Genomic DNA, 12,800 nt, shown 5'->3' on the forward strand with positions numbered 1-12,800 from the left:
TTTAAATTACAGAAGAAATGAATGGAATAGAAGATCGGGTTCCCTTCTGAGTTGCTCGAACGATTTGAAATTTTTAGGAAAATAACCCGAAAGAGAGCGAAGCGAACATCAGGGGTATTTTTCGTTAAGAAAATTTCAACCAAGTGAGGCTGGCAACGAGGCAGGGTGTGCTTTCTTTTGGTTACTTTTACTCACTTCGCTCGCCTAATCGGCTGTTGCCTTCGGCAACATTCAAACGCAAGCGTTTGTCTTTGCACAAGCAAAGAAAAGTGACATAAATTTAGAGAATAAAGTATGCAAAAACAATACGAAAACAAAACCGTTACTATTATCGGCTTAGGCACAACAGGGCTATCTTGTGTGGATTTCTTTAAGAAAAAAAATGCCAATATCCAAGTGATTGACACCCGAGCAAACCCTGCCGGAGCGGATAAATTAGACGCAACGATTCCGTTGCATACTGGTGGGCTAAATAGTGAATGGTTGCTGAAATCTGATCTTATTGTAATTAGCCCGGGCTTAGCCGTTGCGACACCTGAAATTCAGCAAGCTATTCAAGCAGGTGTTGAAGTGGTCGGTGATGTTGAACTGTTTTGTCGTGAGGCAAAAGCCCCGATTATTGCGATCACCGGTTCAAACGGCAAAAGTACCGTAACGACTTTAACCACCGAAATGGCAAAGCAAGCGGGGATTAAAGTGGGAATGGGCGGTAACATCGGTGTGCCGGTATTAAGTTTGCTGGAAGGCAATTATGAACTTTTTGTGCTTGAGTTATCCAGTTTCCAGCTTGAGACCACTTATTCACTGAAAGCAAAAGCTGCTACCATTTTAAATATTAGCGAAGATCATATGGATCGCTACGATTCGATTGCCGACTACCGCCAAGCTAAATTGCGGATTTACGATAACGCGGAAAATATCATCGTAAACGGTGAAGATGCTCAAACTTACCCGATACAAGCGGTCAAAAAAGTGATTCGTTTTGCAGAACAAAATGCGGAATATAGCTTACGCAATCAAATGCTTTATTCAGGTGATGATGCGATTATCCAGACCAAACAGATGCTGATTAGCGGTCGTCATAATGAAATGAATGCGTTAGCAGCAATGGCATTGGCAGAGGCGGCGAATGTTCCGCGTGAAGGTATTGTAAAAGCATTACAAATTTATGGCGGTTTACCACACCGTTTCCAAGCAGTGGCAACTAACGATGGTGTACGTTGGGTAAATGATTCCAAAGCCACCAATGTGGGCAGCACAGTTGCAGCTCTAAACGGCTTGAATGTTGCCGGTACACTTTATTTACTTTTAGGTGGAGACGGCAAGGCTGCTGATTTTTCCGAACTCAAACCATTAATTAATAAGCCAAATATTGTCTGCTATTGTTTCGGGCAAGATGGAGCGGCATTGGCAGAATTAAGTGAACAAAGTGTGTTGGTTGAAACGATGCAAAAAGCGGTTGAAGCAATCCGCTCACAACTGAAAAAAGGCGATATGGTACTGCTTTCTCCGGCTTGTGCCAGTTTAGATCAGTTTAAAAATTTTGAGCAACGTGGTGAGATATTTATGGCATTAGCACAAGGACAGCACGCATAATGTTAGAAAGAATTAAGTCGGAATGGGATAAATGGGTCAGATTAACCCCTTCTAATTCACTTTATGATAGAACTCTGATTTGGTTGTTTTTAGGCCTGCTGATTATTGGTTTTGTGATGGTAACATCTGCTTCACTCCCAGTTAGCACAAGGTTGAATAACGATCCATTTTATTTTGCGATTCGAGATGGGCTGTATATTATTGCTTCAATTATCTTTTGTTATGTTTTTGTACAAATCCCAATTGAAAAATGGGAAAAGCATAACTTGGCACTGTTTTTTATTTCAATCGGTTTTTTAATCGCCGTACTCATTTTTGGTCGCTCAATTAATGGTGCAGTGCGTTGGATTCCGTTGGGTATTCTCAACTTTCAGCCGGCAGAATTAGCGAAATTGGCGGTAATTTGCTATTTTGCCAGTTTCTATGTGCGCAAATATGATGAAATTCGTAAGGAAAAAGCCAGTTTCTGGCGACCGGCAGTGATTTTATTCTTATTCGGCTTCTTGCTGATTTTGCAGCCGGATTTAGGCAGTACCTTTGTGTTATTTGTCCTTACTTTCTCAATGTTGTTTATTGTAGGGGCGAAAATTATGCAATTTATGTTCTTAGGTGTTGTTGGAGCGGTGCTATTTGCTGTACTTATTTTAACCTCTGAATACCGTTTAAAACGTGTTACCTCCTTTATGGATCCGTTTGCTGATGCTTATGGAGATGGATTCCAATTATCTAATTCTCAAATGGCATTTGGACAAGGTGAATTTTGGGGGCAAGGCTTAGGTAATTCGGTACAAAAGCTAGAATATTTACCTGAAGCCCATACTGACTTTGTAATGGCGGTTATTGGTGAAGAATTTGGTTTCTTTGGTATTGCTTGCATCGTACTTTTACTGATTCTATTAACGGTGAGAGCATTAAAAATCAGCAAAGAATCTTTGGTGTTGGAAGAGCGTTTTAAAGGCTATATGGCATTTGGGATTGCGATTTGGGTGTTCCTACAAGGCTTCGTAAACTTAGGAGTAGCATCAGGTTTGCTGCCAACTAAGGGTTTAACCTTCCCATTAGTGAGTTATGGCGGTTCGAGTTTGGTAATTATGTCGATTGCGATTGCGGTCTTGCTTCGAATTGACCACGAAAACCGTGCCGAGCGAATCGGGCACGCAAAAATTAAAACCATCTAGCCGAGCGGTCTGCAACGTTACAATTTGCAAATTTTTACAAAAATGAGACCGCTTGTATTAGCTGGAAAGCATAAAAATTCAGTAAAATAACACCTTTGTTGAGATGAAAAAGAGTTAAATATGACAAAAAAATTATTAGTGATGGCAGGCGGAACTGGCGGTCACGTTTTCCCTGCAATCGCAGTGGCTCGAGAATTACAAAAACAAGGCTGGCAAATTCGCTGGCTAGGAACGAAAGACCGAATGGAGGCTACCCTTGTGCCGAAACACGGCATTGAGATTGATTTTATTGAAATCTCAGGCTTGCGGGGCAAAGGCGTTGCTGCATTATTGAAAGCACCGTTTGCTATTTTTAAAGCGGTAATGCAGGCCCGTAAAATTATTAAAAATTATCAGCCTGATGCGGTGTTGGGAATGGGTGGTTATGTGTCCGGCCCGGGTGGCATTGCCGCTAAATTATGTGGCGTACCGGTGATTTTACACGAGCAAAACGCCGTTGCCGGCTTAACCAATGTGTGGCTATCTAAAATTGCCCGTAAAGTGCTACAGGCTTTCCCGACTGCTTTTAAAGAGGCTGAAGTGGTAGGTAATCCTGTGCGTGAAGATTTATCTGCTCTTCCGTTACCGAATGAACGTTTCGCCGAACGAGGCTACCCGATTAACATTTTAGTAATGGGTGGCAGCCAAGGGGCAAGAGTGATTAACCAAACCGTGCCTGAAGTGGCAAAAGTGTTAGGAAATAATGTATTTATCAGCCATCAAGTCGGTAAAGGTAATTTAGCCGGTATCGAAGAAGTCTATCAACAAACCGGCAATGGGATTGCTTCCGAGTTTATTGATGATATGAAAGCGGCCTATGAGTGGGCGGATTTGGTGATTTGCCGCTCCGGTGCATTAACGGTGTGTGAAATTGCCGCCGTAGGCTTGCCGGCTGTGTTTGTGCCGTTCCAACATAAAGACAGACAACAATTTTTAAACGCTCACTATTTGGCGGAAGATGGTGCTGCGGTGATTATTGAGCAAAGTGATTTTACGCCAGAGGCTTTACTAAAAACGTTAGAGCCGTTAATTGCTAATCGCCAACTCTTATTGGATATGGCGATGCGAGCCAGAGCAAAATCCACCCCAACGGCAGCAAAACGAGTGGCGGAAGTGATTATTCAAGAAGCGAATTAACTTACTACAAGCGGTCATTTTTGGTAAAAATTTTGCAAAATTTAACCGCTTGCGAATAGATAGAAAAGGACAATAGATGAAAAATTTCCAAGATAAAGTCAAAAAATTAGTGCCTGAAATGCGTCGTGTCAGCCAAATCCATTTTATCGGGATTGGCGGAGCCGGTATGAGCGGTATTGCGGAAGTGTTATTAAATGAGGGATACCAAATTTCAGGCTCGGATATTGCAGACGGTGCGGTTACACAGCGTTTATCTTCAGCCGGGGCAAAAGTCTTTATCGGACACCAAGCAGAAAATATTGCTGGGGCGAGTGTGGTGGTGGTTTCTACTGCGATTGATGAAACCAACCCTGAAATTATTGCCGCTCGAGAAGCTCGAATTCCGGTGATTCGCCGAGCGGAAATGCTTGCCGAAATTATGCGTTTTCGCCACGGCATTGCGATTGCCGGCACACACGGTAAAACCACTACAACCGCAATGATTTCAATGATCTACACCGAAGCAAAATTAGATCCGACTTTCGTGAATGGCGGTTTGGTCAAATCTGCCGGCAAAAACGCCCATTTGGGGGCAAGTCGTTATTTAATTGCCGAAGCCGATGAAAGTGATGCTTCTTTCTTACACTTGCAGCCAATGGTGTCGGTAGTAACCAACATTGAGCCTGACCATATGGATACCTATGGTGGCGATTTCGAGAAAATGAAAGAGACTTACGTACGATTTTTGCGTAACTTACCTTTCTACGGCTTAGCGGTAATGTGTGCCGATGATGAAACGGTAATGGAAATTGCTCCTCGTGTCGGCAGACAAGTGATTACCTATGGCTTTAGCGAAAATGCGGATTACCGAATTGAAGATTACCAGCAAACCGGCTTCCAAGGGCATTACACCGTAGTTTGCCCAAGCGGTGAACGAATTGATGTGCTGTTGAACGTGCCAGGTATGCACAATGCCTTAAATGCAACCGCTGCGTTAGCGGTGGCAAAAGAAGAAGGGATTGGTAATGAGGCGATTTTAGCTGCTTTAGCTGATTTCCAAGGAGCTGGTCGTCGTTTTGACCAATTAGGTTCATTCATTCGCCCGAACGGCAAAATTATGTTAGTTGATGACTACGGTCACCACCCAACAGAGGTTGATGTAACCATTCAAGCTGCCCGCTCAGGTTGGGAAAGCAAACGTGTGGTGATGATTTTCCAACCGCACCGCTATTCGCGTACCCGTGATTTATTCGATGAATTTGTGCAAGTGCTGTCTAAAGTCGATGCCCTGATTTTATTAGATGTGTACGCTGCCGGCGAAGTACCGATTGTGGGAGCCGACAGTAAAGCCTTAGCCCGTTCGATCCGTAATTTAGGTAAAGTTGATCCGATTTTGGTGTCAGATACCGATCAACTTGGTGAGGTATTAGATCAAATTATTCAAGACGGTGATTTAATTTTGGCACAGGGTGCAGGCAGTGTAAGCCGTATTTCTCGTGGCTTGGCTGAGAGCTGGAAAAATTAAATACTCTCTCCCCTTGCGGGAGAGAGACCGAAAAATACTTCGTTCAGAAGTATTTTTCAGAGAGAGGGTATATATTTAAAGGATTTCAAATGAGCATTAAAAATGAAAAAATTGCCGTGCTATTCGGCGGTGTTTCGCAAGAGCGTGAAGTTTCACTGAATTCAGGTGCAGCGGTAACAGCTGCATTAAAAAGTTTAGGCTATAACGTGGAAGGTATTGATACTAAAGAGTTCCCGATTGAAAAATTAAAAGAAAAAGGGATTCAGCGCGTGTTCAATATTTTACACGGTGGTATTGGCGAAAATGGTGTACTGCAAGGTGCGTTAGAACAAATGGGTATTCCTTACACCGGTTGTGGCGTAATGGCATCAGCAGTGACGCTAGATAAATTCCGGACTAAATTATTATGGAATGCAGTAGGTTTACCAACAGCGGATATGGTGGTGGTTCAGCGTGGACAAGCGGTCGATTTTGACCAAATTATTGCAAAATTAGGCTTGCCGGTATTTGTGAAGCCTTCGTGTGAAGGCTCAAGTGTGGGTGTATTCAAAGTAAAAACCAAAGAAGAATTGGCACCGGCAATTCACGAGGCATTAAAGTTTGATTCCATTGTGTTGGTGGAAGAATTTTTAGCCGGTAATGAATATTCTGTACCGGTATTAGACGGACAAGTTCTACCGGCGGTACAAGTAATTCCGGACGGCGAATTTTATGACTACCACGCAAAATATGTGTCGGATAACACCCAATATGTAGTACCGGCATTAAATGACGAACGCCAAGCAGAGGTCGCCAAATTAGTGAAAGCGGCTTACGATGTGGTTGGCTGTCGAGGTTGGAGCCGTATTGATGTGATGGAAGATGGCGAAGGAAAATTCCGCTTGGTTGAAGTAAATACCAACCCAGGAATGACCAGTCACAGTATTTTCCCAAAATCGGCAGCAACAGTTGGTATTTCCTTTGAAAAATTAGTTGAACTCGTATTGGAGTTAAGTGCTTAATGGGCATCTTCCGCAAGAAGAACAGCACAAATGTGCGTTTGAATGTTCTTAATCCAAAAACACCTGTTTCTCCACGTAAATGGCTAGTATTCATTAAGCCATTAATTGTGTTATTATGTACACTATTTATATTCGGTGTGTATAGTAATTGGCAAAATATACTCGAAAGTTGGGATAAAACACCAATTCGCGCTTATGCATTAACACATAAAACACAATTTACAACAAATGCAGATATTCGTGAAACTTTGTCTAAAGAACCTGCTCTAAAAGGATATTTCGGACAAAATATTCAAGAGGTCAAAGATAAGCTTTTATCGATACCTTGGGTTAAAGATGTGGCTGTTCGTAAACTTTATCCCGACCGATTAAGTATTACTTTGCTAGAACATAAACCCGTTGCAATTTGGAATGATACTAACTTTGTCTCAGAACAAGGAACCGTCTTTAGTTTACCGAAAGACAGAATCGATAAAAATGGACTTCCATTACTCTATGGTCCAGATACGGAAGGAAAAAGTGTATTAGAGGCATGGAATAAAATCCGAGCTGATCTAAATGCCCGCAAATTGGATTTAACCTCCGTTTCTGTAGACAATCGAGGTTCTTGGACAATTAGGCTTTCTAATCAAGTAGAATTAAGATTAGGAAGAGGGGAATGGACTCCTAAAATTGATCGTTTTGTAACAATCTTTCCTGAAATTCATATACCTGAAGGCAATAGATTAGCTTATGTTGATTTACGTTATCCACATGGCGCGGCGGTTGGATTTAGTCCTATAAAAAATTAAACTCAGTGAACACAAAAACATTATGACAAAAGCAGTAGAATCAAAAATTATCGTTGGTCTTGACATTGGAACATCAAAGGTTGTTGCCGTTGTTGGTGAAGTATTACCTGATGGTGTAATTAATGTTATGGGAGCTGGCGTTTGCCCTTCTAAAGGAGTCGATCGAGGTGGCGTTATTGATCTTGATGCTGCCGTTAATTCTATTCAAAGAGCCATTGAGCAGGCGGAATCTATTGCCGATTGTCAAATTATGGGTGTAACACTGGCAATCTCAGGTCAGCATATTGTTGGTTTAAATGAAGCAGGATCATCAACATTATCTGGAGGTATTGTTACCCAAGATAATATTGAAAGTGCTGTGGATATGGCAAAGGCAATTAAATTACAAGATGGCTTAGAAACATTACACATGATTCCACAAGAATATCACGTAGATAGATTGCCTGCGACTAAAAATCCAATTGGCTTATCGGGTATGCGTTTACAAGTTCAAGCACACTTAATTGCTTGCCATCAAGCTTGGTTAAAAAACTTAAAAAATGCGGTTGAACATGCTAAATTAAAAGTCGATCAAGTTGTATTTTCAGGTCTTGCCTCTAGCTATTCTGTTTTAACTGAAGATGAAAAAGAACTGGGTGTTTGCTTAATTGATATTGGTGGCGGTACGATGGATGTACTAGTTTATACCGATGGTGCATTAAGATACAGTAAAGTCATTCCATTTGCAGGTAATAACATTACTGATTATTTGGCTCGTGTATTTACGACATCTCGCCCTGAAGCTGAAAGCCTTAAAGTAGGTTATGGTAGCGCAATTTCACCTCCAACCCATAATTCAGATAAAAAAATTGAGGTGGCAGGACTAGGTGGAAGGATGGCAAGAACCTTTACTCGCGCGCAAGTAGCAACCGTTACATCGCAATGTTATAGCGATTTGTTAAAAGTTGTTGAAGAGGAATTAACCCAATTGCGCCATGAACTTTTCCAAAAAGGCATAAAACAAGAGTTAATTGCCGGTGTAGTCATTACTGGTGGTGGCTCACAAATTGAAGATATTGTAGAATGTGCTAAATCAATTTTTGGTTCACAAGTTCGTGTTGGATATCCACTCAATATTACTGGCTTAACCGATTATGTGAATAAACCACAATATGCAACAGCATTAGGGCTTTTACAATATAGCCACTATAATTATACTGAACAAGGTACAAGTACAGATTCTAATGAAGATATCTTTGCTCCTATTGGTCGTGGAACCAAGAAAATCATTGACTTCTTCAAATCAAAATTTTAATAGTGTTAAAATAAACACGCAGGGAGATAAAAATGTTTGAACCTATTATTGAACAAACGCAAGATGCTATCATTAAGGTAGTGGGTGTTGGTGGCGGTGGCGGTAATGCCGTAGATAGAATGTCTCGCTCTGCCGATGATATTAAAGGTGTTGAATTCTTTGATGTAAATACTGATGCTCAAGTTTTAAGAAAAAGAACCACACGCCAAACTATCCAAATTGGAGCAAGTACAACTAAAGGTTTAGGTGCAGGTGCTGATCCAATGGTAGGAAAACAAGCTGCCGAAGAAGATCGTGAGGCTATCGCTAATGCATTAAAAGGTGCAAATATGACCTTTATTGCTGTTGGTATGGGTGGAGGTACCGGTACCGGAGCAGCCCCTGTTGTTGCTCAAATTGCTAAAGAGCAAGGCTCACTAACTGTAGGCGTTGTAACAAAACCTTTCCGCTTCGAAGGTCCTCGCCGTATGCGCTTTGCAGACCAAGGCATTAAAGAGCTTTCTCAATATGTTGATTCTCTTATTATCATTCCTAATGATAAATTACGTGGTTTAGGTAAGCAAACAACAGCAGTAGATGCATTTGCCGCAGCAAATGATGTTTTAAGTAACTGTGTGCTTGGTATTACCAATATGATTACCAGCTCGGGCGGTTCTACCGGTGCAGATATTAACGTAGACTTCGCTGATGTTCGTACAGTAATGTCTGGTAAGGGACACGCTATGATTGGTACAGGTTTTGCTGAAGGTGAAGTCGGTGAAGGACGAGCGGAAAAAGCGATGAATGATGCTATTTCTAGTCCATTACTTGAAAATGTGGATATTTCAGGTGCAAGTGGTATGCTCATCAACATCAGTGCTGGGACAGATTTCTTATTAGAAGAAGTTTATGCTATGATGGACTTAATTTATGGTTTTGCAACAGAAGATGCCGCAATTGTATTTGGTTGTAACTATTACCCCGAAATGGATGGAAAAGTAAGTGTAACACTTGTTGCAACAGGAATAGGCCAACCTGAGGAAGCTCTACATATGCCACATAAGGCTCAGCCAGTATATGCACAGCAAGGAAATCATGTTCAAGCTACACAGCCTACTCAGCCAAACCATGCGGTACAACAACCAAACTTTACTCAACCGTCAAGTTATGGTCAGCCAAATCAATTTAGTGGTCAACCACAACCACTACAACAACCTGTGGCTCCAAAACCACAATCGGTTGATACAGCACAAATTTTTAACCCAAATTCAATTCCGGGTTTTATGAGAAATAGTCAATAACTTCCACTCATTTCGGAAGTAAGGACAAAATATGACTAAACAAAGAACATTAAAACAAGCAGCAAAAGTAACAGGTATTGGCTTACATAGCGGCAAAAAAGTAACCTTAACGTTACGCCCTGCCCCAGCTAATACAGGAGTTATTTATGCCCGTACCGATTTAGAGCCTGTCGTTTATTTCCCTGCAAGCGCAGACTCTATTCGTGATACACAATTATGCACATGTATGGTAAATGATGATGGTGTTCGTATTTCAACAGTAGAACATTTAAACGCAGCAATGTCAGCATTAGGCTTAGATAATGTTATTGTTGAAGTAGATGCACCTGAAATTCCGATTATGGACGGTAGTTCAAGCCCATTTATCTATCTTTTATTAGATGCCGGAATCGAAGAACAAGATGCACCGAAGAAATTTATTCGCATTAAAGAAACAGTACGCGTTGAAGAAGGCGATAAATGGGCCGAATTAAAACCATACAATAAAGGTTTTAAATTGAACTTCACTATTGACTTTGAGCACCCATTAATCCCCAAAAATGTAGGGAGCTATTCCATTGATTTTTCTGCTGAGAACTTTATTCAGCAACTAAGTCGAGCGAGAACCTTTACATTTATGAAGGATGTAGAATACTTGCAATCTATTGGTCTTGCATTAGGTGGAAGCCTTGATAATGCTATTGTATTAGATGATTACCGAATTCTAAATGAAGACGGTTTACGATTTAAAGATGAACTGGTTCGCCATAAAATGCTGGATTCGATAGGTGACTTATATATGTGTGGTTATAATATCCTAGGTGAATTTAGTGCATATAAATCAGGTCATGGCGTTAATAATAAATTATTAAGAGCTGTATTGGAAAATAAAAACGCTTGGGAGTTTGTTACCTTTGAAGATAAAGCAGAAGTCCCACAAGGTTACCAAGTACAACAAGAAATTTTTATTTAGTCTAAATGCTTAAAAGACGAACAGAAATGTTCGTCTTTTTTATTTTACAAATCTTTTCCAAAATTTAACCGCTTGTAAATAGCCTCATTTTCTATTTTTTCTCTCTAATCTATTTACTGTTTAAAAAAACAGTTGTACTATATACCTATACAGTTAATTTTATGTGGGTGTATTATGCTTACTCAACTTACGATTAATAATTTTGCGATTGTTCGCCATCTTGTTCTTGAATTAAATGAAGGTATGTCTGTCATTACCGGTGAAACCGGTGCTGGGAAATCAATCGCTATTGATGCCTTAGGGCTATGCTTAGGTTATCGTTCTGAAAGTGGAATGATTAGAAACGGTTCGGACAAAGCAGATATAAGTGCAACCTTTACTATGCAGCCAACCAGTCCGGCTTATTTATGGCTACAAGAACATGAACTGCTTGATGAAGATAATCCTCAAGAGTGTATCTTACGCCGTATGATTAATGTTGATGGACGCTCAAAAGCCTTTGTAAATAACCGATCATTACCTGTTTCACAACTTCGAGAGTTGGGGCAATATCTTATTCATTTAAATGGGCAACATGCACCACAATTACTCCTAAAAAACGAATATCAACTTGAAATAGTCGATCATTATGCCACGTTACAGCCTTTATTGATGGTGATGGCAAAGCAATATGTGAATTGGAAAGAACTGAATAAGCAGGTAAAAAATTTCCAAAAACAGTGCCAAGAAAATGAAGCTCGCAAACAGCTATTAGAATATCAAGTTGAGGAATTAGATGAATTTGCAATTAAAGCAAATGAATTTGAAGAAATGGAAGAGAAATACAATATCTTGTCTTCTTCCGAGGAGCTTACTGAAATTTCAGATGAAATCACACGCTTATTAAGTGATGATGAAATCAATGCAAATAGTCTGATTTATAAAGCGTTACGCAATGCAGAAAACTTGGCTGAGGTTGATAGCCAATATCAGGGCATTTTAGATATGCTTAATGAGGCCCTGATTCAGATTCAAGAAGCAAGCTCCGAAGTGGCTCAATTAGCCAGTAAAATTGAACAAGATCCGGAATTACTACAGGAGCTGGATAATAGAATTGCACAAACTATATCATTAGCACGCAAACACCATATTCAACCGAATGAATTATGGCAATATCACGCGACATTAAAAGCAGAACTACAGGAATTACTGGATTTTGAAGATAATGAAGAACAACTCATTCAAAATGAAAAACAAGCTTACCAAGAGTGTATAACATTAGCAGAAGAAATTTACCAAAAACGTCTAGATGCCGCACATAAGCTCTCTGAACAAGTAACAAAACAAATTAAACACTTAGCAATGGAAAACGGTGAGTTCTTTATTCATATAGAACATAATCTTGAAAAAATGTCTGCAAATGGTGCTGACTATGTCGAGTTTAATTTACGCAGCAATTTAGGACAACAAGCCCAACCACTGGTAAAAATTGCTTCTGGTGGTGAGCTATCTCGCATTTCTCTGGCAGTACAAGTGCTTACCGCAAATAAACTTTCTACGCCCACTATTATTTTTGATGAAGTTGATGTTGGGATTAGTGGCTCTGCTGCCACTACAGTCGGAAAGCTACTGCGTAAGCTAGGCGAAAAATGCCAAGTATTATGTGTAACCCATTTACCTCAAGTGGCAAGTTACGGCAACCAGCAGTTTAATGTACAAAAATATGTAGAAAATAATCAAACTGAAACGCAAATGACATTACTCACAGAAGCAGAGCGTATTCACGCCTTGGCTCGACTATTAGGCGGAAGCGAAATCACTGAAACGGTTTTAGCTAATGCAAAAGAAATGCTAAATTTAGCGAAAAATAACGAATAGCCAAAAAGAAAAATCGCATCAATGAATATTGATGCGATTATGAATTTGGTGGAGGTAAACGGGATCGAACCGATGACCTCTTGCATGCCATGCAAGCGCTCTCCCAACTGAGCTATACCCCCTTAATACAAGCAGAATAATATGCTTTCCGCTTGAAGATGTCAATGGCTT

General features: G+C 40.4%; 10 protein-coding genes and 1 tRNA gene. 10 read left to right on the plus strand and 1 reads right to left on the minus strand.

What is annotated here, in order from left to right; all coding sequences use genetic code 11:
* The first annotated feature begins 294 nt into the window (after nucleotides 1-294).
* The 10 genes from murD to recN all read left to right on the plus strand — a co-directional run bounded on the left by murD (nucleotide 295) and on the right by recN (nucleotide 12,629).
* Nucleotides 295-1,596, plus strand: a complete 1,302-nt coding sequence (gene murD, locus EL242_RS00395) for a UDP-N-acetylmuramoyl-L-alanine--D-glutamate ligase (RefSeq protein WP_126301077.1) — start codon at nucleotides 295-297, stop codon at nucleotides 1,594-1,596.
* Entirely contained in the window at nucleotides 1,596-2,774 is a 1,179-nt protein-coding gene (gene ftsW / locus EL242_RS00400) for a putative lipid II flippase FtsW (RefSeq protein ID WP_126301078.1), read from the plus strand. The genes murD and ftsW overlap by 1 nt, the downstream gene beginning before the upstream one ends.
* A gap of 120 nt (nucleotides 2,775-2,894) precedes the next feature.
* Complete coding sequence (murG, locus tag EL242_RS00405) at nucleotides 2,895-3,950, plus strand: undecaprenyldiphospho-muramoylpentapeptide beta-N-acetylglucosaminyltransferase (protein WP_126301079.1); 1,056 nt, start codon at nucleotides 2,895-2,897, stop codon at nucleotides 3,948-3,950.
* A 76-nt stretch (nucleotides 3,951-4,026) separates the two neighbouring features.
* A complete protein-coding gene (gene murC / locus EL242_RS00410; protein WP_126301080.1) occupies nucleotides 4,027-5,454 on the plus strand; it encodes a UDP-N-acetylmuramate--L-alanine ligase in 1,428 nt (475 codons plus the stop codon).
* 89 nt (nucleotides 5,455-5,543) lie between these two features.
* Nucleotides 5,544-6,455, plus strand: coding sequence for a D-alanine--D-alanine ligase (locus EL242_RS00415; RefSeq protein ID WP_126301081.1), 912 nt, complete (start codon nucleotides 5,544-5,546; stop codon nucleotides 6,453-6,455).
* Complete coding sequence (locus tag EL242_RS00420) at nucleotides 6,455-7,246, plus strand: cell division protein FtsQ/DivIB (RefSeq protein ID WP_126301082.1); 792 nt, start codon at nucleotides 6,455-6,457, stop codon at nucleotides 7,244-7,246. The genes EL242_RS00415 and EL242_RS00420 overlap by 1 nt, the downstream gene beginning before the upstream one ends.
* A gap of 22 nt (nucleotides 7,247-7,268) precedes the next feature.
* A complete protein-coding gene (gene ftsA, locus EL242_RS00425; RefSeq protein ID WP_126301083.1) occupies nucleotides 7,269-8,540 on the plus strand; it encodes a cell division protein FtsA in 1,272 nt (423 codons plus the stop codon).
* 32 nt (nucleotides 8,541-8,572) lie between these two features.
* Nucleotides 8,573-9,820 (plus strand): cell division protein FtsZ, encoded by a 1,248-nt coding sequence (gene ftsZ / locus EL242_RS00430; RefSeq protein WP_006249726.1) that lies wholly within the window; start codon nucleotides 8,573-8,575, stop codon nucleotides 9,818-9,820.
* A 31-nt stretch (nucleotides 9,821-9,851) separates the two neighbouring features.
* Nucleotides 9,852-10,772: a UDP-3-O-acyl-N-acetylglucosamine deacetylase gene (gene lpxC / locus EL242_RS00435; RefSeq protein WP_006249725.1), complete on the plus strand. Its 921-nt coding sequence runs from the start codon at nucleotides 9,852-9,854 to the stop codon at nucleotides 10,770-10,772.
* Nucleotides 10,773-10,946: 174 nt separating this feature from the next.
* Nucleotides 10,947-12,629 (plus strand): DNA repair protein RecN, encoded by a 1,683-nt coding sequence (recN, locus tag EL242_RS00440; RefSeq protein ID WP_126301084.1) that lies wholly within the window; start codon nucleotides 10,947-10,949, stop codon nucleotides 12,627-12,629.
* Between the two features lie 46 nt (nucleotides 12,630-12,675).
* Here recN and EL242_RS00445 read toward each other — a convergent pair.
* Nucleotides 12,676-12,751: transfer RNA gene (locus EL242_RS00445), tRNA-Ala, on the minus strand.
* Nucleotides 12,752-12,800: the final 49 nt, after the last annotated feature.

The sequence above is a fragment of the Mannheimia haemolytica genome (genome assembly GCA_900638155.1).
Classification (GTDB): domain Bacteria; phylum Pseudomonadota; class Gammaproteobacteria; order Enterobacterales; family Pasteurellaceae; genus Mannheimia; species Mannheimia glucosida.

Coding starts and splice junctions, on each gene's coding strand:
- murD (WP_126301077.1), top strand. CDS start 295: ATGCAAAAACAATACGAAAACAAAACCGTTACTATTATCGGCTTAGGC.
- ftsW (WP_126301078.1), top strand. CDS start 1,596: ATGTTAGAAAGAATTAAGTCGGAATGGGATAAATGGGTCAGATTAACC.
- murG (WP_126301079.1), top strand. CDS start 2,895: ATGACAAAAAAATTATTAGTGATGGCAGGCGGAACTGGCGGTCACGTT.
- murC (WP_126301080.1), top strand. CDS start 4,027: ATGAAAAATTTCCAAGATAAAGTCAAAAAATTAGTGCCTGAAATGCGT.
- EL242_RS00415 (WP_126301081.1), top strand. CDS start 5,544: ATGAGCATTAAAAATGAAAAAATTGCCGTGCTATTCGGCGGTGTTTCG.
- EL242_RS00420 (WP_126301082.1), top strand. CDS start 6,455: ATGGGCATCTTCCGCAAGAAGAACAGCACAAATGTGCGTTTGAATGTT.
- ftsA (WP_126301083.1), top strand. CDS start 7,269: ATGACAAAAGCAGTAGAATCAAAAATTATCGTTGGTCTTGACATTGGA.
- ftsZ (WP_006249726.1), top strand. CDS start 8,573: ATGTTTGAACCTATTATTGAACAAACGCAAGATGCTATCATTAAGGTA.
- lpxC (WP_006249725.1), top strand. CDS start 9,852: ATGACTAAACAAAGAACATTAAAACAAGCAGCAAAAGTAACAGGTATT.
- recN (WP_126301084.1), top strand. CDS start 10,947: ATGCTTACTCAACTTACGATTAATAATTTTGCGATTGTTCGCCATCTT.